The organism is Nonomuraea terrae, from assembly GCF_004348995.1.
Taxonomy (GTDB): Bacteria; Actinomycetota; Actinomycetes; order Streptosporangiales; family Streptosporangiaceae; genus Nonomuraea; species Nonomuraea terrae.
Map to the genome: position 1 here is coordinate 1 of NZ_SMKQ01000168.1, position 20,681 is coordinate 20,681.

Sequence of the window (20,681 nt, forward strand, 5' to 3'; positions counted from 1 at the left end):
GCGCGGACGAGGCGGTCGCCGTCGCCCGGGACTCCCCCGCGCCACCGCAACCGGCCAGCACCGGACCGAGCACCCCCAGCCCGGCCACCGCCAGCCTCGCCACACCGATCCTGAACGCCCCCGGCCTGGACACGGCCGCCCTGATGCCCCGTCTCGCGGGAGGCGGTTGGGATCCGCCTGTGAACGACCTCATACCGGCACCCTCCTGGCGAACACGCGGCGGCCTGACGCGGAAGACGTACCCCGGTCCGGCCCGGCGCACGTCCGTGCAGGTCATTGGGGGGCGATCGCATGGCTGGCGAGCGTGTTGGCGGGTATGCGTCCGATATGGCCACTTTTGACCTGACCAACCTGCGCGCCGTCGTGTTCGACACCGACGGAGTGGTCACGGATACCGCCCGCGTCCACGCCGCAGCCTGGAAACACGTGTTCGACGCCTTCCTGCGCGGCAGGTCGGCCCCGTTCGACCTGCCCTCCGACTACCTGGCCCACGTCGACGGCCGCCCGCGCCTGGACGGCGTACGGACGTTCCTCGCCTCGCGCGGCATCTCGCTGCCCGAGGGAGGCCCGGACGACGAGCCGGGCGCCCCTACCGTGCACGGGCTCGGCCTGGCGAAGGACGCGCTGTTCCGCCAGGAGATCGACCGGCGCGGCGCGGCGCCGTTCACGTCCACCGTGGCGCTGCTGCACGAGCTGCGGCGGCGCGGCTGCCGCACCGGGGTGGTGTCGGCGAGCCGGCACTGCCGGGCGATCGTCGCGTCGGCGGGGCTGCTGCACCTGTTCGACGTGCTGGTGGACGGCAACGACATGGCGGAGCTGGGCCTGCCGGGCAAGCCGGACCCGTCGCTGTTCCTGGAGGCCGCGCGCCGCCTGGAGCTGCCCGCCTCGGCGGTCGCGATCGTGGAGGACGCGCTTCCCGGCGTCGAGGCCGGCCGCAGGGGCGGCTTCGGCCTGGTGGTGGCGGTGGACCGCAGCGACACGCAGGCCGCCGCCATGCTGGCCACCGGGGCGGACGTCGTCGTGGCGGACCTGGCCGACGCCGACGTGACCGGACGGGTGCCCGTGGGGCGGCGATGAACTCCTGGACCCTGACGTACGACGGCTTCCGCCCGGAGGGCGAGGGCCTGCGCGAGGCGCTGTGCACGCTGGGCAACGGCCGCTTCGCCACCCGTGGCGCCACCCCCGACGGCGGCCCGCGGACCGCCGGCACGTACCTGGCCGGCTGCTACGACCGCCTGGACTCGGTGGTGGCCGGGCGTAGCGTGACGAACGAGGACATCGTCAACCTGCCCGACTGGCTGCCGCTGACGTTCGCGACGCCGGGGTCCGGCTGGTTCCGCCCGGACACGGCCGACCTGCCGCTCTACCGGTACGAGCTGGACATGCGGCGCGGCCTGCTGCTGCGCGACCTGCGCTGGCGCGACGGAGAGGGCCGGATCACCCGTGTGCGCCAGCGCCGCCTGGTGTCGATGGCCGACCCGTACCTGGCCGCCATGGAGACGACGTTCACCGCCGAGAACTGGTCGGGCCCGCTGCGCGTGAGCACCGGGCTGGAGGGACGGGTGCACAACTGCGCCGTGGCCCGTTACCGCGCGCTGCGCGGCGACCACCTCACCGGGCACGCGACCGGCTCCGAGGGCGACCTGGCCTGGCTGACCGCGTCCACGCGCGCCTCGCACGTGACCGTGGCGCTGGCCGCCCGGATCGACGGGGACGCGCCCGCCGCCCGCCCGTCGCTCGGCCTCGGGCACGTCAGCTCCGAGCACGTGCTGGACCTCGCCCGGGGCGAGCCGGCCGTGCTGACGAAGATCGTGTCGCTGACGTCGTCGCGCGACCCGGCCAGCCACGACCCGCGCTCGTCGGCGCTGCGGCACGTACGCCGGGCACCGGGCTTCGGCGAGCTGCTGGCCCGCCACGAGGTCGCGTGGGAGCGGCTGTGGCGGCACGCCTGCCTCGACGTGGACGGCCCCGAGCTGTCGCAGAACGTCCACCTGCACATCTTCCACCTGCTGCAGACGCTGTCGCCGCACACCGCCGACCTGGACGCCGGGGTGCCGTCCCGCGGCCTGCACGGGGAGGCGTACCGGGGGCACGTGTTCTGGGACGAGCTGTTCGTGCTGCCCTGGCTCGACCTGCGCTTCCCGGAGATCGCTCGCGGCCTGCTGCGCTACCGCTGGCGGCGCCTGCCCGAGGCCAGGGACGCCGCCAGGGAGGCGGGGTACGAGGGCGCGATGTTCCCGTGGCAGAGCGGCAGCGACGGCCGCGAGGAGACCCAGACCGTGCATCTCAACCCGGCGTCGGGGAACTGGCTGCCGGACAACTCCCGCCTGCAGCGGCACGTCGGCCTGGCCATCGCCTACAACGTCTGGCACCACTACCTGGCCACCGGCTCCATGCCGACGTGGTGCGGCGAGCTGCTGCTGGACATCGCGCGGTTCTTCGCCTCGCTCACCGTGCGCACCGACGGCCGCTACGAGATCCGCGGGGTGATGGGCCCGGACGAGTACCACGACGCCTACCCTGACGCCGCTGTCCCCGGCCTGGCCAACAACGCCTACACCAACGTCATGACGGCGTGGCTGATGCTGCGTGCCCGCGACACCGCCCAGCTCGTCCCGCATCTCGCACCCTCGGCGGACGAGCTGGCCCGCTGGGACGACATCAGCCGCCGCATGCGGGTCGACTTCCACGACGGCGTCATCAGCCAGTTCACCGGGTACGGCGACCTGCTGGAGCTCGACTGGGACCGCTACCGCGGCGTGCGCCGCCTGGACCGGGCGCTGGAGGCCGACGGCGACGACGTCAACCGCTACAAGGCGTCGAAGCAGGCCGACACGCTCATGATCTTCTACCTGTTGTCCTCGGGCGAGCTGAGCGAGATCATGGAGCGGCTCGGTTACCCGGTCGACCCGGACCTGATCCCGCGCACGATCGCGTACTACCTGGAGCGCACCAGCCACGGCTCCACGCTGAGCGCCGTCGTGCACGCGTGGGTGCTGTCGCGCTCCAACCGCCCGCAGTCGTGGATGTTCTTCACCGAGGCCCTCGCCAGCGACGTCAAGGACGTGCAGGGCGGCACCACCGCCGAGGGCATCCACCTGGGCGCCATGGGCGGCACGCTCGACCTGCTGCAGCGCTGCTACCTCGGGCTGGAGCTGCGGCGGGACGGACTGCGGCTGGATCCGGCGGTGCCCCACCGGCTCGGCCTGGTGACCGTGCCGATCCACTACCGGGGGCGCCGGGTGTTCATCGACGCCGACCACCGTGTGGCTCGCGTGAACGGCGTCCCGCGACGTTCCTACACACGAGGAGAACCGATCATGCCAGGCACCGGCGATCTCGGACGGCGCATCATCCACCACCGCGAGCGGCTCGGCGCGACCCGCGAGCAGGTCGCCGAGAAGGCGCAGATGTCGCCGGGCTATCTGAAGTACCTGGAGGAGAACGCCGACACCCCCGACACCGGCACCCTCTACCGGCTGGCCAACGCGCTGGACACCACGGCGGCGGAGCTGCTGGGCGGCGGTCACGACCGGCCGCCGGGCCAGGGCCCGGCCATGGCGCATCCGACGCTGGAGCGCCTGGACGAGACCGAGGCCCTGCGGCTGATCGAGCCGGGCGGCATCGGGCGGGTGGCGTTCAACGGCCTGCACGGGCTGACCGTGCTTCCGGTCAACTACAAGATGCACCACGGCGACATCGTCTTCCGCACCGCCGCCGGCGGCCCCATGGACAAGGAACTGCGCAGCGGGGTGGAGGGCGTCGAGATCAAGATCGGGTTCGAGGTCGACAGGATCGACGAGGCGAACCGTGAGGGGTGGAGCGTGCTGGTGCAGGGCCCGGCGCACCACGTGCCGCCGGAGGAGGTGGACGAGGTGGCCGGGGCGGGGGTGACGCCGTGGGCCGGCGGTGAACGGCGGCTCTACATCCGCATCTCCCCTCATCAGATCACCGGCCGCCGCATCCACGGCGTGTGAGGCTCAGGGGCAGCCGCGTACGCCGAAGGCCATGAACTGGGTCGCCTCCCGGGCGTCGAAGTTGTCGTCGGACCCGATCACCAGCGTGCACTCCCCCGTGGCCAGGCGCGGCCCCCACGCCATGCTCTCCAGGTTCTGCACCGGCGGCCGGAAGTCGCCGAGGTCGCGCACCAGGCGCTTGGTGACCGGACGGTACGGCTCCCCGCCGAGATACTGGCGGCCGAGGACGTCGGTGGCGCCGCGCAGGTCGATCTCGTACAGCTTGACGCGGTAGCCCACGCCCTCGATCCAGGAACGTTCCAGCGCCAGGTAGCGGCGCTCGTCGACGGCCAGGATCTCCGACACCCCGCTGTCGCTCTGGCCCGTGGGCGGGTTGGGCGCGGCGGGCAGCGGGTCGAGCGGGTAGGCGTACTGGGCGCGTACCTGACCCTCGCGCTTCCAGACGGTCAGCCGCGCGACCGCGCCGCGCTCGGCGGTCGGCACCGGGCCGTCCTCGTAACGCGGGCCCTCGGTCACAGCGGTGATGGACCGCGCCGTGACGGCGAGACCCTCGAATCCGAAATTACGCCGCGGGCCGTTTTCCGTATTCGTCAGCCGCAAATTCGTCGGCGTCGGGAATTCGCGGATATAGCGTCCTTGGAGGTCCGTTCCGCGAACGGCCGCCTGGGAAATGGGAATGTTCGGATTCGAGGTGTTCGGCCGGTCGCCCTCGTCGCCCCAGAGCAGCCGCCCGCTCCACGAGTCGAACCTGATCGACTCGGGGTCGGCCGAGTCGGGCTGCCCGTAGGCGGGGTACGGCGTGCCGTCCTCGCGGGTCAGCGTGGTCACGCCGGTGATGCGCACGCCGGTGAAGTCGCCGGTGGCGCGGTCGAAGTCGAGGCGGCCGGTGTAGAAGCGGGCGGGGTTGTAGCGCCAGCGGTCGTCGGAGACGAAGTACCAGGCGCCGGTGGCGGGGTTGCGGTCGATCCCGGACAGCCCGCCGACGACGGTGCCCGCGAAGCGCGTCATGTGGGGGATGCGCTGCTCGCCGAGGAACCGGGTGATCCGCAGCGGCTCGCGCCGCGGCTCCGCGACCGCGGGCGGGGCCAGGGATACCACCACCGCGCACGCTACGGCGATTTCCATGATTCTGCGCTTACGAGCCATTCGTGCCTCCGTCTGGGGAAATTGACGGAGCACATGAAAGCGCGGATCACCGGTGAAGTCCACGAACGAACAACGGCATGCCGTACAGCAAAAAGGGCGAAACTCAATTTCCGCCAGGGTGAACACGTGCAGGGACCCGTCCCCCAGGCCCGAACCCGGCGCCACGGTCTGCAGGTGCGGGGCGCCGTCGGGGGGCGGCGGCCGACACGGCGGTGACGGGTTCGTCGTCGGCCTTGGCGGCGCGCTCCTCCCACGTGCCCGGCGGGTCGCGGTGGCGGTGTCACACCCCGCTGCCGGGCGCGTGGCCCGCATCCAGGACCAGCGGTCCATCCCCTTGCCGATTGATGACCAATTCGAGCTATAATCGCCATATGGCGATTGATTCTGACAGCGGCCGATGTGCCGGCGCCGACATCTCCCCGGCTGCGACGCTGTACCACTCTGGCGCGACCGCCGGCCACATCGATCCAGCGGCCGGACTCGACCACGACCTGGCCCACCTCGGCGCGCCGACCGGTGACCAGCGAACAGGCCATGGCCTCCCGGCGGCGAGCCTGTCGAGGACGACGATCATGGATCGTGACCTCCGCGCCTCAACGGCATGCGGGAGAGGATGAGCCGGCCATCATGACCGCATCGACACCGGGCCTCCTGCGGCACCTACGGTCGGTCCTGCTCGGGCCGGGAATCGTGGCGATCGCCGTCCCGGCCATTCTGCTGGCCTGGACGGGGACGGGCCCGCTCGCCCCGGCCGACCTGTGGCACGTACTGGCGATGGCCGCGGGAGCGGCCCTGATCATGACGGGCGTGGCCCTGCTGGCCTGGACCATCGCGCTGTTCGACCGAACCGGCCACGGCACCCTCTCGCCGACGGATCCGACCCGGCACCTCGTGGTGCACGGCCCCTATCGGTACGTGCGCAATCCGATGTTCAGCGGCGTGCTGGCCATCCTGCTCGGCGAGGCCGCCATGCTGCGCTCGCCGGCCCTGCTGGCCTGGTTCGCCGTGTTCTGGGCTGCCCTGGCGATCGCCATCCCGCGCGTGGAGGAACCCCGACTGGAGCACCGTTTCGGCGCCGACTACGCCCGCTACCGCGCCGCCGTGCCCCGCTGGCTGCCCCGGCTGCGCCCCTGGCAGCCTTCCACCCCCAAGCGATGACAGCCCACGTCAAGGCCTCGACTCGGGCCGCCGACCCCACCATGAGAAGACGCCTGTCCTGCCGATGAGCCATCGCCGCATGCCGCCCGCCGTGCGGGCCGCCTACCGTACCGAGATGCGCGCCGCCCGCACCGGCGCCGACCCCGGCATCCGCTGGCAGCACCTGGAGCGCGCCCACATCCTCTCCCAGCCATGGCCCTGGCCACACACCCGCAACCACCTGGCCATGTTCACCTTGGCCGTCGCCCAGCGCGACCGGCGCGAAGCATTCGGTCAGGTCATCCGGATCATTGTGGCCGCGCCCGGCAGCGCCTTGGGCCGATACCCGGAAGGCAACACAGGCCGCGCCCGCGTCGGTCTGACCCAGCCCATGCCCATGCCTGCCGACCTGGCCGAGCTGCTGCAGGTCGCCCAAGGCGAACCCGGGCCGGGGGTTATCCCCTGACGGGCCACGCGGCGTGATGTCGAGCGCTGCGCCGATCTGATCGCTTCTGCCAGGCGGAGCTTCAGCGCGTGGCGCGTTTCATCCCGAACAAGCAGCGCCGGGACGTAGGGCCCGGCGTCGTTCATCGCCTTCCAGCATGTCGATGCCCGGAGGCAGCTCTGATCCGTCCATCCGAAGCGCACACGCAGGACAGGTTTCCGCGGCACGAGAACACGGCAGGTAGTCAGATAGCTACATGTAGTAGCCATCAACTGCCTGACAGGAGATACCGTGCGCATCAACCCTGCGAGTCTCGCCGGCGGCCTGCTCGCCACCACGGCGCTGCTCTTCGCTCTCGCGCCCGCCGCGTCGGCGACGGCGAACCACGACCCCCGCGACGGCCGTCATTGGGGCCACTCCGGGCACCACCACATCCATCCCAACTGGGGCCACTCCGGGCACCACCACGTCCATCCCTCCTGGGGCCACTACGGCTCCCGCCACAACCACTACGGCTCCCGGCACGATTGGGGCCACCACCGGGGCTGGTAAGACACCCTGAGCACTGCCGGCGGCCTGGCGGGAGCACGACCCCGCCAGGCCGCCGGCTTGCCGTGACGGAGGCGCGGCGTGCTTCGTGGCGGATGGAACGCCTCCCCGGCCTGAAGCCGGCGGCCGTAGTTCCTTCTCCTGGCCCCACGACGCTGTGCGTCACAGGTATCGTCGGCGAGCGCGACGAGCGCCCACTGTGTGACCCCGTCGTCGACACGCGCATGATCACGGACCCGCCGCCGTCGGGCTTGCGCACCTTGGCGATGAGCACCGCGTCGGAGACGAGGTCGTCGTCGGCGCGGTCCCGGTTCGATGCCGAGCCGGTCGATGGCTCCCCGCATGGCGATCTCCTACGCGGTCAGGCCGGGGTGAGGATCGGGCGGCCGGTCGCGGGGATGCGGCGCGCGTCGGCTGCCTCCGCCCCCCGCCTGCTGCTCTTGGTCGTCGGCGAGCAGGTCCCTGGCCATCTCGTCGAGCAGGTCCAGCGCCGCGCGCACTACCGTGTCGCAGGCCGGCCCCTTCGGCGTCATCGCCGGCGTCTGAACAGCGCTAAGGAACGCGGGTTCCGATGACGGCCGTGGCGTCCAGCTCGTCGGAGTAGGCCGCCCGTGCGGACAGCCCGGCGCTCGTCATGGCCTCGGCGGTGGCCTCCGCCTGGCGTTCGCCGGTCTCCACCAGCAGGTGGCCACCGGGGGCGAGCCAGGCGGGCGCGCCGGCGATCACCCCTCGCACGACGTCGAGGCCGTCGCCGCCGCCGTCGAGCGCCGTCAGCGGCTCGTGCAGCCGGGCCTCAGGGGGCAGCAGCCCGACCGACTCCGACGGCACGTACGGCGGACTGGCGATCAGGACGTCCACCCGGCCCCGCAGCGCGGCGGGCAGCGGCTCGTACAGGTCGCCCTGGTGGACGCAGGCGGCGGGCAGGTTGCGGCGGGCGCAGCGCACGGCGGCGGGGTCGAGGTCGGCGGCGTGGACCTCGACCCGCTCCAGCCCCGCCGCGACCGCCGCCGCCATCGCGCCCGTGCCGCAGCACAGGTCGAGCACGACGGGCGTCCCCGCGACGTCCCGCGCCAGCATGACGGCCTGCTCGATGAGGAACGCGGTACGCGGCCGGGGCACGAACACCCCGGGCTCGACGACCACCCGCAGCCCGCAGAACTCCGCCCAGCCCAGCACGTGCTCCAGAGGTTCTCCGGCGACGCGCCGCTCGACCATGGCGTCCAGCCCGCCGGGCGTGTCGGCGGCGCCGATGAGCAGGGCGGCCTCGTCCTCGGCGAAGACACACCCGGCGGCGCGCAGCCGGGCGACGATTGTGGCACTAGATGATGAAAAAACCGACATGGGGGCCTTTCGTCTGTTCAGGGCCGGAATGCGCCCAGAACCATATCCCCATGGCGGCGCGACAGTGCGGGGTCCCACTCGTCCAGCACGATCAGCTGCCTGATCACCCCGCAGAGGACGACGCGCAGATCGAGCTCATCGGCGTCCTGGCGCACCTGGCCGGACGGTTTGGCGGCTTCGACAAGCTGACCGATCAGACTCAGCAGGCGGCCGGCGGGAACGAATTTGCCCTCGAAGAACGCGGCAGCCAGCCCTCGGTTCTGGATGAGGTGTTCGAGCATGCCCGGGATGTATTCGCGCAGCGCCTGGTAGGCGTCATCGGCGCGCAGCGCGACGAGCGTGCGCTCCTCCAGCCGCTGGAACTGCTCTTGTGTGACGGCGACGATCAGGTCGTCCTTGGTGGGGTAGCTCCGATACACGGTCGCCCGCCCGACCCCCGCCCGTTCCGCCACTTGGGGCACCGTCACCTGAAGGCCGTACTGGGCGAAGCGTTCCCTGGCAGCCGCGATCACTTTCTCGTGGTTGCGGCGCGCGTCCTGACGCCGATGGGACCGGTCCGATCCGATCGGCGCCTGGATGAGGTCGGAGGAAGCCATGAGCTCAGTGTGCCGCAGCATCTCCGCCGTGCCGACGTGCGGTGTCGGCCGGCCGAGTCCGACATCGGACCGTGCTGGGCTGCGACGAACGCGCATTCGGCGTACTCGGCCACGGTCAAGATCACCAGCTCCCGTGAGCGGGCCGCCGGCTCCAGCGAGCTGAACTGGGCCCTCGCGAGCTGGATGAACGGCTTCACGGTGCCGACCGAGTGGGTCAGCATCCGCACCAACGGGTCCGGCGGCAACTGTGCGAGGAATTCGCGCACGTCGTCCGGGACGGTCTTCGGATCGGGATCCGCGAGACGGGGCATGTTCTCGTCCACCTTCCTGTGGGCCGGTCAGCGGGTCTCGTCCGGGCTGACGGTGAACCCCGTCTCACTGAGTTCCTGGAAGCGGCCGTCGTCGGCGAAGGACCCGAAGATGGAGATCTCCCGCTTCAGCGTGGAACCGTCCAGCATGGTGATCTCGAAGACGTGCCGCTCGGCATAGGTGGAGCCGTCCCGAAGCTCGTCGAGTACGGTCACCGTGCCGCCGGCTGTCCGGCTCCGGATGCCGGCCACCATCTCGGCGGACTGTGCGCGACTGAGCGACTTGCCGTCGCTGCGGTGGATCCCGATCATGAAGGTGGACCGCCCTGGTCGGCGGGCGGGCGTCCGGTCTCGGTCATCCCTGCTCGATGGCGTTGACGGGGTGGTAAGCGGGTTGCCACATGGCCAAGCGGACCTGCTCCACGACGTCGTGGATCTCGGTGCGGGCGAGGCCCTCAGCGGCGGCCCGCCCCGCGACGGCCACGGCGACGGTGGCCGACACCTCCCTGAGGTTGTCGACCTGAGGCAGCAGCGACGCGCCCGGCTGTGAAGGGTCCACGAGCCCGGCGACGGCCTCGGCGGCGGCCTGGAGCATGCCGTCGCTCACCCGGCGCGCTTTCGCCACCACCACGCCGAGCCCGAGGCCCGGATAGAGCATCGCGTTGTTGGCCTGCCCGATGGCGTAGGTGACCCCGTTGTACGTGATCGGCCCGATCGGGACGCCTGTGGCGACCAGGGCGCGGCCCTCCGTCCAGCGGAGGAGGTCGGACGGCCGCGCCTCGATCCGCTCGGTCGGGTTGGAGATCGGGAAGATGATCGGCCGGTCCACGCCTGCGGCCATCGCGCGGACGACGTCCTCGGTGAAGGCGCCGTGCACGGTGGACGTGCCCAGCAGCATGGTGGGTCTGATCCGCTCGACGACCTCCCTGAGCCCGATGCCGTGCCCGTCCCCGCTCCAGCCGTCCACGTCGGCGGCCGGGCGGGCATAGGGCCGCTGGAACTCGCGCAGGTCCCTCATGTCGCCGGTGAGCAGGCCCTGTTTGTCGATGGCCCAGATACGGCGGGTGGCGGTGTCACGGTCGAGGCCGTCGCGGACCATGGCGTCGCGCAGCTGGTCGGCGACGCCGCAGCCGGCCGTGCCCGCGCCGAAGACGACGATCCGCTGGTCGCGCATGGCCGTTGCGGACACTCGCAGCGCGCTGAGCACGGCGGCCAGCACGATGGCGCCGGTGCCCTGCATGTCGTCGTTGAAGGTCGGGATCTCGCTGTTGTAACGCTGCAGGATCCGGCGGGCGTTGGACGGGCCGAAGTCCTCCCAGTGCAGCATGGCTTCCGGGAACATGCGGGTGGCGGTGGTGACGTAGGCGTCGATGAAGGCGTCGTAACGTTCGCCGCGCACCCGGGCGTGCCGGTTGCCGACGTAGGCGGGATCGTTGAGCAGGGCCTCGTTGTCGGTGCCGACGTCAAGGGCGACCGGGACGACGCGGGCCGGGTCGATCCCGGCGGCCGCGGTGTAGACGGCCAGCTTGCCGGCCGCGATGCCGGCCCCGCCGCCGACGCCCCAGTCGCCGATGCCGAGGATCTCCTCGGCGTCGGAGGCCACGACGAGGTCGACGTCGCCGGGCCCCATGTCGAGGTCGTCGAACGCCTTCGCGATCCCGTCGGGGTCGTCCACGGACAGGTAGAGGCCGCGGGGTCGGCGGTACTCGTGGCTGTAGCCCTTGATCGCCTCGGCGACCGTGGGGTCGTACACGATGGGGAGCATCTCGCGCAGGTGGTCGGTGAGGAGCCGGTAGTAGAGGACCTCGTTGCGGTCGCGCAGCCCTTCCAGGAAGACGTTCTTGAGCAGGTCGGTGGGCTGGGCACGGTACTGCGCGTACACCCGGCGGGCCTGCTCGTCCAGCGTCTCCACCACGGGCGGGATGAGGCCGTCGAGGTCGAGGTCGGCGCGTTCCTGGCGGGTGAAGGCGGTGCCCTTGTTCAGCAGCGGCTCCTGGAGCACGGCCAGCCCTCGCGCGGACGTGACGTAACTTCCGTCGTCCTGCTCGGTGAAACCGCGACCGGCCCTGGTGGATCGGCTGGCGTAGGACATCGTCGCCCCCCGTGTGACCGTGTGCACCGTCGATGCCCCCGGCTCGTGCCCACAGGACACGGGACATAGCTCACCTGTGCGACAAAAGTCCCTATTGCGCCGTAAATCCCGCGCCTGAGTGCTTCAGGGTTCGCGGCCAGGGGCAGCCGGGCGGAACGGGTCGGCGGCGGGCAGCCAGGCCGTGCCGGCGTCCAGGCCGAGTGTGCCGACGTCACGGGTCAAAGCCTCGATCGCGGCATGTACGGCTTTGCGGGTCTCGGTACGTCGGGAGACAAGGGCCCACGTCCAGTACGGCGCCGGGTCCGCCACCGGCCGCGCGACGAGGTCGGGCGGCACCGGCGTGGTGAGGCCTTTCGGTGAGTTGACGACGGGCCGGCGAAGCCTGCGCACGTGGTCGAAGAAGGCCGGGCCGGTGACGCCTCCGTCGGTGATGCGCACGATGCGGGCTCCTGTGTCGCGGGCGAACTCCTCGGCATAGCGGTTCCAGGAGCCCCAGCTCGTGCTGTCGGCGTCCACCAGCACCAGCGTGTCCCTGGCCTGAACCGCGGACGCCTCCGTGCCGGCGGAGATCGCGAAAAGCCGGTCCGCGCCGATCAGCCGGGCCTGGAGGTCGTGACGGGCCAGGTCGTCGGCCCGGACCCAGCAGATGGCCAGGTCGATGCTGCCGTCGGCGACCCGGGCGGCCTGGGCGTGCGAAGGCATGACCCACGTGTCGACGTGCAGCTGTGCGACCCCGGACACGCGGGCGGCCAGGTCGGGCGGGCACCAGTTGACGTAGCCCAGCCGGACCGGCCGGCTGGCGGCCATGCCGCCCGCGGCGCGAACCAGCTCGTCGGCCTGGCCGAGCAGTGCCCGGGTCTGGGGCAGCAGCGTCTGGCCCGAGGGGGTCAGCCTGACCGAGCGACGGTTCCTGTCGAACAGGCGTACGCCCAGGTCCCGCTCCAAGGCCTTGATCTGCTGGGAGAGCGACGGGCCTGCGATGTGCAGCCGGGCCGCGGCGCGGCCGAAGTTCAGCTCCTCGGCCACTGCGACGAAATATCGCAGTTGGCGTAGCTCCATCCAGCCATCGTAGTGCGGTAGGAGGCTGCGCCTACCAGCAGGGAGCAAGCCGGTCGTGGCGCGACCGCGGCTGGTGGACGCACCATTTCGGCACAGGAACAACCGGGGAGCCGTCCCGCCCGCAGCCCGAGGCCGGACAGGTCAGAACAGCCGGAAGAGGAGCCATGAACGCACCCAAAGTAGCCGTGATCACTGGCGCGTCCCAGGGCATCGGCGCGGCGCTGGTGACCGCGTACCGCAAGCTCGGCTACGCGGTCGTCGCGAACTCACGATCGATCAAGCCCTCCGGGGACCCCATGGTACGGACCGTGGCGGGCGACATCGCCTCCCCGACCGTCGGAGCGAGCGCCATCGGAGAGGCGCTCAGCGCGTTCGGCCGCGTCGACACGCTGATCAACAATGCCGGCGTCTTCGTGGCCAAGCCGTTCACCGAGTACACCGACGAGGACTACGCCCGGGTGACGGGGATCAACCTGCGCGGGTTCTTCGAGATCTCCCAGCGGGCCATCGACGTGATGCTCACCGAGGGCGGCGGACACCTGGTCAACATCACGACCAGCTTCGTCGACCATGCCAACAGCAACGTGCCGTCCGCACTGGCGTCGCTCACCAAGGGCGGCCTCGACGCGGTCACCAAATCGCTGGCCATCGAGTACGCCTCCCGCGGCATCCGGGTCAACGCGGTCGCACCTGGGGTCATCCGCACCCCGATGCACCCCGCGGCGACCCACGAGTTCCTCGCCGGCCTGCACCCGGTCGGCCGGATGGGCGAGATCGGCGACATCGTCGACGCGATCGTCTACCTCGAGACGGCCGGTTTCGTCACCGGCGCGATTCTGCACGTCGATGGTGGCCAGAGCGCCGGCCACTGAACCCCCTCGTGACGAAGGCGACATTGCGCCGTCCGCAGCGGCGCACGTCACGGGTGGCGCTCGCCGGCGCCGCCCTGGTCGTGGCCTCGCCGGCGCGCTGCGCCACCGCCTCCCGACGGCCCCCTCCCTGAGCGCGTCGCGCCGGGAACGGATCGTTCGACAGGAGAGAACACCATGGCTGACACCGAGACCGTCCTGCGCACCGTCCTGGACGGCTGGCAGACCGCGGTCAACGCACACGACCCGGAGCGCGTCGCGTCGTCCTTCACCGATGACGCGATCTTCCAAGGGCTGAACCCGTACAGCGTCGGACCCGGCGGCGTCGCCCAGTACTACGCCACGCAGCCGGTCGGCCTGACCGCCGCCTACACCATCCTGGAAACCCGGCGGCCGGCCGACGACCTCGTCCTCGGCTGTCTGAGCGTCGACTTCGCCTTCACCGACCGGCCGACCTTGCCCGTCCACCTCTGCGTGATGGCGCGGCAGGTCGGCGACGACTGGTTCATCAGCCATCACCAGGTTTCACACCTCGCGTGAACGTTCTTGCTCACCACCCTTCCCTCCCCCGCTCGCTAGGCCGACCTCTCGTGGCGGGTGGTGCCGCGCTGATCGCGCGGGACCAGGGTGGGGTTGACGTTGCTCAGCACCGTGTCGCGGGTGATCACGACGCGGGCCACGTCGTCGCGGCTCGGGACCTCGTACATGACGTTGAGCAGCACCTCCTCCAGGATCGCGCGGGCGGCCCTGGCGCCGGTGCGGCGCAGCAGCGCCTGCTCGGCGACGGCGGCCACGGCGTCCTCCTCGAAGGCCAGCTCCACCCCGTCGAGCTCCAGCAGCCTGCGGTACTGCCTGGTCAGCGCGTTGCGGGGCTCGGTGAGGATGCGGGTCAGCGCCGTGACGTCCAGCGGGCGCAACGCCGCGACGACCGGCAGGCGGCCGACGAACTCGGGGATCAGCCCGTACGCCAGCAGGTCCTGCGGCATCACCTGGGACAGCAGGTCGTCGTCCCGCGCCGGCGGCACGGCGCCGAAGCCGGCGCCCCGGCGGGCGACCCGCCGTTCGATGATCTCCTCCAGCCCGGCGAACGCGCCGCCCGCGATGAACAGCACGTTCGTCGTGTCGAGCTGGAGGAACTCCTGCTGCGGGTGCTTCCTGCCGCCCTGGGGCGCCACGTTCGCGACCGTGCCCTCCAGGATCTTCAGCAGGCCCTGCTGGACGCCCTCCCCGGAGACGTCGCGGGTGATGGACGGGTTGCCGCCGCCCCTTCGGGCGATCTTGTCGATCTCGTCGATGTAGACGATGCCGGTCCCGGCCTTGGCGAGGTCGTGCCCGGCGGCCCGGACGAGCGACAGCAGCATGGTCTCGACGTCCTCGCCGACGTACCCGGCCTCGGTGAGCGCGGTGGCGTCGGCGACGGCGAACGGCACATCGAGCAACCGGGCGAGCGTCCGCACGAGGTAGGTTTTGCCGCTGCCGGTCGGCCCGACGAGCAGGATGTTGGACTTGCCGAGCTCGACCGGGTCGCCGGCGGTCGCGCGGACGCGCTTGTAGTGGTTGTGGACGGCCACCGACAGGGCGCGTTTGGCGTCGTCCTGGCCGATGACGTACTCGTCGAGGAAGGCGTGGATCTCACGCGGCCGGGGCAGGCCGGCGGGCGGACCGGCCTGCGCCGCGCCCTCCTCGGCGATGAGCTCGCCGCACAGTCCCACGCATTCGTCGCAGATGTAGACGGACGGCGGCCCCGCGATGAGCCGGCGCACCTCGTTCTGGGCCTTGTCGCAGAACGAGCAGCGCGGGTCGCCGTCCTTTCCGGTGCGCGCCATGCTCAACCGGCCGGCCGCAGCGTCACGGGCAGGGACGTCAGCCGCAGCGTCCCCGGGTCCGGCGCGTACGGCGCCTCGCCGGCGAGCGCGAGATCGGGGAAGCGGCGCAGCAGGGCCCCCAGCGCGACGCCGGTCTGGACGCGGGCCAGCGAGGCGCCCACGCAGAAGTGCGGCCCGTGCCCGAACCCCAGGTGCGGCGCCGGCTCCCGCGTGATGTCGAACGCGCCGGCGTCGGCGAACACCCTCGGATCCCGGTTGGCGGCGGTGATCGAGGCCGTCACCGGCTCGCCCTTGGGGATGGGGACGCCGTCGATCTCGACGTCCTCCCGGGGGAAGCGAGGGACGGTGAGCAGCGCCGGGGCGCACCAGCGCAGCAGCTCCTCGACGGCGCGCGGCATGAGCTCGGGGTCGGCGCGCAGGGCGGCGAGCTGGCCAGGGTGGGCGAGCAGGGTGACGACGGCGTTGGCGATGAGGTTCGTCGGCGTCTGCCCGGCCAGCACGAGGTGCCAGACCAGGGTGACCAGCTCGTCGTCGGAGAGCCGGTCGCCGTCCTCCTCCATGAGACGGACCAGGTCGGAGACCAGGTCGTCGCCGGGTTCGGCCCGGCACTTGGCGACCGCCGCCCGGGCGCCCTCCATGATCGCCGGGATGGCCTCGCTGAACTTCTCGCCGTGGCCGGAGGCGACCGCGGCGCCGTACTCGCGCCACTGGGGACGGTCGGCGTCGGGGATGCCGACGAGCTCGCAGATCACCTCCATCGGCAGCGGGCGCGCGAAGTGCGCCAGCAGGTCGACGGGCTCGCCGGCGGGCAGCTCGTCGAGGAGGCGTTCGACGATCGCCTCGATCCGCGGCACGAACGCGGCGGCCCGGCGCGGGGTGAACGCCGGTGCGACCAGCCTGCGCAGGCGGGCGTGCTCGGCGCCGTTCATCTCGGACATCGTGCGCATGTAGCGCAGGCAGTGCTCCGGCACGTCGGGGCGCATGAAGCTGCTCTCGTTGATCTCCAGGCGGGGGTCGCCCAGCATCGCCCGCGCCTGCTCGTGCCGCGTCACCGCCCAGAAGGGGCCGAACCCGGGTGCCACCAGCCGCGCCACGGGCGACTCCTCCCGGGCGTGCGCGTACGCGGCCACCAGGTCGCTCAGCACCGCCGGGTCGGTCAGGTCGATCTCGGGGACGTCGCCCATCACCACTCCATTTCGAATGATCCCATCATCTGAATGTTGACGGTATCCTGGTTCGGGGGCACACGGCAACGAGGAGGGCGATGGTCCGGCTCAGCAGGGCCGAGGCACAGGAGCGCAACCGCGCGAAGGTGCTCGCGGCGGCCAGGGAGGAGTTCGCGCTGCGCGGATTCCGCGAAGCGAAGATCGACGCCATCGCCGACCGCGCCGAGCTCACGCGCGGGGCGGTCTACTCCAACTTCCCTGGCAAGCGGGCGCTCTATTTCGCCGTGCTGGCCGACCTGGCCGAGCGCACCCCGGTCAACCCGCCCGCCGAGCCGGCGCTGACCGTGCGGGAGGCGCTCGGCCAGGTGGCGCGCGCGTGGGTGACCCGGCTGCCGCTGGCCACCGAGGACGAGCGCGCGCCGAGCCGGCTGGGGGTGGACGTCATCCCCGAGATCCTCGCCGACGAGCTGACGCAGAAGCCGTACGCGCAGCTCATGAGGCTCAACGCGGTGCTGCTCGGGCTCGCCCTGGAGAAGCTGCGCCCGCCGAAGGAGCCCGATGGGCGGCTGGTGCGGCTCGCCGAGTCGGTGCTGACCGTGCTGCAGGGGGCGGGGCAGCTCGCGGCGGCGGCGCCGGGGTTCGGCGACCCGTTCGGCGTGATCCGGGTGTGCGAGCAGCTCGCCGACCTCGACCTGGACGACCGGTGGTCGGTCCCGCCGATGTTTCCCGAGGTACGCGAGACCGACGAGCCGTGGTCGCCGCCCGAGGCGGTCGACGCGGTCACCGGCGAGCCCGCGCACCCGGCCCGCGACGGGGTGGTGGCGGTGCTCGGCCTGCACCGCCTGTCGGCCGCCGAGGACGCCGTACGCGCCGCGCCCCCCGGAGCCGAGGTCACCGCCGTCGTGGTGACGAGCACGCCACAGGAGCTGTTCCCGCTGGCCCGGCTGGTCGTCGCCGACCTGGCCACCTGCCTCCGCCAGGCCTTCCCCCGCCCGGCCTGGCCTCGCCTACGCGTGGTCCACGACGAGACCGGCGCCATGGCCGCCGCCGCCGGCGTACCGGATCCCGCCGACATGACCGAGGTAGCGATCCGCGTGAAGTCCGGCCGGATCGCCCTGCGCACCCAAGGATTCGGCGCCTGCCACGCCGCCGCCCACCCGTCCCCATGACCGTCCTCGGGAACCTCGTTCTTCCTCCCCGAGGGACGTCCTGGGGTCAGAGGGTGGTGGGAAGGACCTCGCGGCCGGGGATGCCGGGGTCGGCGGCGAAGAGGGCGCCGGCGAGAGGTTGTTCGGCGCGGTCCACGTCGAGGGCCGAGGTGGTGATGAACAGGCGGTCGAGGCTCTCACCGCCGAACGCGACCGCCGTGACCTTGCGCACCGGCAGCGTGACGACCGCGTCGAGCCGCCCGTCGGGCGCGTACCGGTGGACGGCGCCGCCCTCCCACAGCGCCACCCAGACGCCGCCCTCGGCGTCCACCGTGAGCCCGTCGGGGGCGCCCCGCGCGGGGTCGACGGTGACGAAAGGCCGCCGCACGCTCAGCCCGCCGTCCGGGTCGTAGTCGAGCACGTCCACCCGCCCGGTCGCGGTGTCGGCGTAGTACGCCAGCCGCCCGTCCGGGCTGAAGTCGAACCCGTTGGAGATCGTCACCTCCGGCAGCACCACGCGCAGAGCACCGTCAGGCCCGGCCACCGAGAAGGAGCCGCGTCCGGGGCGCGCGTCATAGGCCATGCTGCCGATGTAGAAGCGGCCGCCGGGGTCGCAACCGCCCTCGTTCATCCGGATCGCGGGGTCGGTCCACGCCTCGCCGAGCGAGCGCAGCGGGGCGTCGAGGTCGTCGGAATCGGCCAGCAGCAGCTCGCGTTCGGCCGCGACGACGTACCCGCCCGAGACGCGGGGCCGGACGACGGCGGCCAGCGGGCCGACCCGGCGGCGGCGCACGTCGCCGCCGGGACCGAGCGCGAGCACCTCGCCCGCGAGCATGTCCACGAACCGCAGCCCGCCCCAGCGCGCGCACCACACGGGCCCTTCGCCGTGCTCGGTGACGGGGTCGGTCACGGTGTACGCGGTGATGGTCATGCCGGCCTCCTGGGGGTTGATCACCACGACCCTAACGCCGGAAATGCGCCGATCAACACCCCACAGGCAACCCGCCCGGCGATGCCACTCGGCCTCGCACAGCGGCGCGACACGTCCGCTCGACACCACCGACACGCCGTGACCGGTGCCCTGGCGACGCGGAACTTCCCCAAGGATCTACCTTCATCACGCCCTCGAAACCCTCCGAAAAGGACACATTGGTACATATGGGCAGTGGGAAGGTACGAAAGTTCGCGGCGTTGTCGCTCGGCGTCTTCGATTCCGCGCCCGTGGGCGTGATGGTGACCGCCGGCCCGGATCACCGGCTGGTCTATACGAACGACGCCTACCAGAAAATCGTCGGTGAGCGCAGGATCGGGGTGCCCGTCCGGGAGGCGTTCTCCGACCTTCGCCAAGAGGGCTACTTCGTGCTGCTCGACCAGGTCCTGGAGACCGGCGAGTCATTGATCATGAGGGAGATGCCGTTCGAACTCGGCGACTACGACCCGCTCGGGCGCGAGCGCTTCTCCACGGTCAGCATGTCCAAGATCTCGATAGGGGACGAGGAAGGCCTGATGCTCGTCACCGTGGACGTCACCGCCCAGGTCGAGTCGGCCGCGGACTCCGTCGCCGAGGGACGGCGCAGGTTCCTGCAGCGCTATCAGAGCCTGCTCCAGCTCGAATCCCAGGGAGTGTGGGTGACCGGCCAGGCCGGCGAGGTGATCGAGCCGAGCCTGGGGTGGCAGCGGCTGACCGGGCAGTCATGGGAGGAGCACCGGGGCAACGGCTGGCTGGACGCCGTGCACCCCGACGACCGCGAGCGCGCCGGAGAGCGGTGGGCCCGGGTGATCGAGCAGCTGGACCGGCTGGACGAGGTGTTCCGCGTGAAGACGTCCAAGGGCCCGTACCGGCACATCCGCGTGCGCGCCGTCCCGGTGGTCGAGGGCCGTGAGGTGATCGAGTGGGTCGGCACCATCACCGACGTCGAGCAGGAGTGGCGGGAGGAACGCCACCGCGAGCTGCTCGACCGGGCCGCCGCGGTGACCGCGGATCTCGCGAGCCTGGACGAGGTGCTGGCCGCGCTGGTCGACGTGATCGTGCCCACCGTGTCCGACGGGTGCGGCATCTACGTGCTGCCGGAGTTCGAGGACGAGTCGATCCCGACGCCGTTCGTCGCCCAGCGCCTGGTCAGCATCGTCCGGGAGAACGACGATCCGCCGCCGCCCGGCCCGCAGCCGTTCGACCAGGACTGCGACTTCGTCACGGCGATCAGGACCCGCCGGCCGGTTCACCGGGTCTTCTCCCCGGGTGAACCGCCGCCCGGCGCCGTGCCGCCCGGCGCCGAGGCGTGGTTCGGCACCGCCCGGGGCAACAGCCTGGCCCTGGTGCCGGTGGTCGTGGACGGCGTGGTGGCGGCGGTGGTGCACGCGGCGGTCTGCGGGGACCGCGAACCGCTCAGCGAAGCGGACGTCGATCTGCTCGGCCGGATGCTCGATCACGCGCACACCCACCTCAGCAACGCGATGCGCTTCCAGCGCACCCAGCGCATCGCCCTGGCCCTGCAGAACTACCTGCTGCCCGATCCGCCGCGGGTGCCGGGCCTGGAGATCACCGCCCGCTACCGGCCGAGCGCCGCCGCGGCGGAGATCGGCGGCGACTGGTACGACTCGTTCCGGCTGCCGGACGGCTCGGCCGTCCTGACCGTCGGCGACGTGGCCGGGCACGACCTCGCCGCGGCCGTCACCATGAGCCAGCTGCGCAACATGCTCAGAGGGCTCGCGATGGACCGCCGCGAACCGCCCGGCGACATCCTGCGCCGCCTGAACATCGCCGCCGAGTCCCTCTATCCCGACGTCACGGCGACCTGTGTCCTCGCCCGCCTGAACGGCCCGCTCGGCGGCGGATGGCGTCTTGAGTACGCCGTGGCGGGACACCCGCCACCCCTGCTCGTCACCCCCCGCGGCGAGGCGCGCTACCTCGAAGACGGCCTCAGCCCCCTGCTCGGCGTCACCTGCGACATGCCGCGCGACAGCGCCACCGCGACGCTGCCGCCGCACAGCACGCTGCTGCTCTACACCGACGGGCTGGTNG

19 protein-coding genes are annotated in these 20,681 nt (G+C 71.9%); 9 read left to right on the forward strand and 10 right to left on the reverse strand.

The genetic code is table 11. The features are described 5' to 3' along the window. The first annotated feature begins 327 nt into the window (after positions 1-327). Complete coding sequence (locus E1286_RS35320) at positions 328-1,077, forward strand: HAD family hydrolase (protein ID WP_132619608.1); 750 nt, start codon at positions 328-330, stop codon at positions 1,075-1,077. Next, a complete protein-coding gene (locus E1286_RS35325; protein ID WP_132619610.1) occupies positions 1,074-3,977 on the forward strand; it encodes a pyridoxamine 5'-phosphate oxidase family protein in 2,904 nt (967 codons plus the stop codon). Before E1286_RS35320 ends, E1286_RS35325 begins: the two co-directional genes overlap by 4 nt. 3 nt (positions 3,978-3,980) lie before the next feature. Here E1286_RS35325 and E1286_RS35330 read toward each other — a convergent pair whose 3' ends face one another. Then, on the reverse strand, positions 3,981-5,102 hold the full coding sequence (locus E1286_RS35330) for an esterase-like activity of phytase family protein (RefSeq protein ID WP_132619612.1): 1,122 nt from the start codon (positions 5,100-5,102) through the stop codon (positions 3,981-3,983). 648 nt (positions 5,103-5,750) lie between these two features. On the opposite strand from E1286_RS35330, the gene E1286_RS35335 reads away from it, so the two are divergent. The 3 genes from E1286_RS35335 to E1286_RS35345 all read left to right on the forward strand — a co-directional run bounded on the left by E1286_RS35335 (position 5,751) and on the right by E1286_RS35345 (position 7,257). Next, positions 5,751-6,281: a methyltransferase family protein gene (locus tag E1286_RS35335; protein ID WP_132619614.1), complete on the forward strand. Its 531-nt coding sequence runs from the start codon at positions 5,751-5,753 to the stop codon at positions 6,279-6,281. Between the two features lie 64 nt (positions 6,282-6,345). Continuing rightward, on the forward strand, positions 6,346-6,726 hold the full coding sequence (locus E1286_RS35340; protein WP_132619616.1) for a DUF3703 domain-containing protein: 381 nt from the start codon (positions 6,346-6,348) through the stop codon (positions 6,724-6,726). A 270-nt stretch (positions 6,727-6,996) separates the two neighbouring features. Further along, entirely contained in the window at positions 6,997-7,257 is a 261-nt protein-coding gene (locus E1286_RS35345) for a hypothetical protein (RefSeq protein ID WP_223190731.1), read from the forward strand. A gap of 350 nt (positions 7,258-7,607) precedes the next feature. Here E1286_RS35345 and E1286_RS35350 read toward each other — a convergent pair whose 3' ends face one another. The 6 genes from E1286_RS35350 to E1286_RS50775 form a co-directional block, all read right to left on the reverse strand. Beyond that, positions 7,608-7,787: a hypothetical protein gene (locus E1286_RS35350; protein ID WP_132619620.1), complete on the reverse strand. Its 180-nt coding sequence runs from the start codon at positions 7,785-7,787 to the stop codon at positions 7,608-7,610. Between the two features lie 19 nt (positions 7,788-7,806). Then, positions 7,807-8,595, reverse strand: a complete 789-nt coding sequence (locus E1286_RS35355) for a putative protein N(5)-glutamine methyltransferase (RefSeq protein ID WP_132619622.1) — start codon at positions 8,593-8,595, stop codon at positions 7,807-7,809. 17 nt (positions 8,596-8,612) lie between these two features. Continuing rightward, entirely contained in the window at positions 8,613-9,191 is a 579-nt protein-coding gene (locus tag E1286_RS35360) for a TetR/AcrR family transcriptional regulator (RefSeq protein ID WP_132619624.1), read from the reverse strand. A gap of 338 nt (positions 9,192-9,529) precedes the next feature. Continuing rightward, complete coding sequence (locus E1286_RS35365) at positions 9,530-9,811, reverse strand: nuclear transport factor 2 family protein (RefSeq protein ID WP_132619626.1); 282 nt, start codon at positions 9,809-9,811, stop codon at positions 9,530-9,532. 43 nt (positions 9,812-9,854) lie between these two features. After that, on the reverse strand, positions 9,855-11,591 hold the full coding sequence (locus E1286_RS35370) for an NAD-dependent malic enzyme (RefSeq protein WP_132619628.1): 1,737 nt from the start codon (positions 11,589-11,591) through the stop codon (positions 9,855-9,857). Between the two features lie 123 nt (positions 11,592-11,714). Next, positions 11,715-12,650: a LysR family transcriptional regulator gene (locus E1286_RS50775; protein ID WP_132619630.1), complete on the reverse strand. Its 936-nt coding sequence runs from the start codon at positions 12,648-12,650 to the stop codon at positions 11,715-11,717. Positions 12,651-12,814: 164 nt separating this feature from the next. On the opposite strand from E1286_RS50775, the gene E1286_RS35380 reads away from it, so the two are divergent. Next, positions 12,815-13,522, forward strand: a complete 708-nt coding sequence (locus E1286_RS35380; RefSeq protein ID WP_132619632.1) for an SDR family NAD(P)-dependent oxidoreductase — start codon at positions 12,815-12,817, stop codon at positions 13,520-13,522. 174 nt (positions 13,523-13,696) lie between these two features. Continuing rightward, entirely contained in the window at positions 13,697-14,059 is a 363-nt protein-coding gene (locus E1286_RS35385; RefSeq protein WP_132619634.1) for a YybH family protein, read from the forward strand. A 35-nt stretch (positions 14,060-14,094) separates the two neighbouring features. Here the strand turns inward: E1286_RS35385 and clpX are convergent, their stop codons facing one another. Continuing rightward, entirely contained in the window at positions 14,095-15,345 is a 1,251-nt protein-coding gene (clpX, locus tag E1286_RS35390) for an ATP-dependent Clp protease ATP-binding subunit ClpX (protein ID WP_132619636.1), read from the reverse strand. Positions 15,346-15,347: 2 nt separating this feature from the next. After that, positions 15,348-16,529, reverse strand: a complete 1,182-nt coding sequence (locus E1286_RS35395) for a cytochrome P450 family protein (protein ID WP_132619638.1) — start codon at positions 16,527-16,529, stop codon at positions 15,348-15,350. Between the two features lie 80 nt (positions 16,530-16,609). Between E1286_RS35395 and E1286_RS35400 the strand changes: the two genes are divergently transcribed. Next, positions 16,610-17,680: a TetR/AcrR family transcriptional regulator gene (locus tag E1286_RS35400; protein ID WP_132619640.1), complete on the forward strand. Its 1,071-nt coding sequence runs from the start codon at positions 16,610-16,612 to the stop codon at positions 17,678-17,680. A 46-nt stretch (positions 17,681-17,726) separates the two neighbouring features. Here E1286_RS35400 and E1286_RS35405 read toward each other — a convergent pair whose 3' ends face one another. Next, the gene (locus E1286_RS35405) at positions 17,727-18,590 is read right to left on the reverse strand and encodes an SMP-30/gluconolactonase/LRE family protein (protein WP_132619642.1); all 864 of its coding nucleotides are present in this window, start codon (positions 18,588-18,590) and stop codon (positions 17,727-17,729) included. A gap of 299 nt (positions 18,591-18,889) precedes the next feature. On the opposite strand from E1286_RS35405, the gene E1286_RS48920 reads away from it, so the two are divergent. Beyond that, positions 18,890-20,681 (forward strand): SpoIIE family protein phosphatase (locus tag E1286_RS48920; protein ID WP_425464785.1); only part of this gene is annotated, 1,792 nt, incomplete at its 3' end.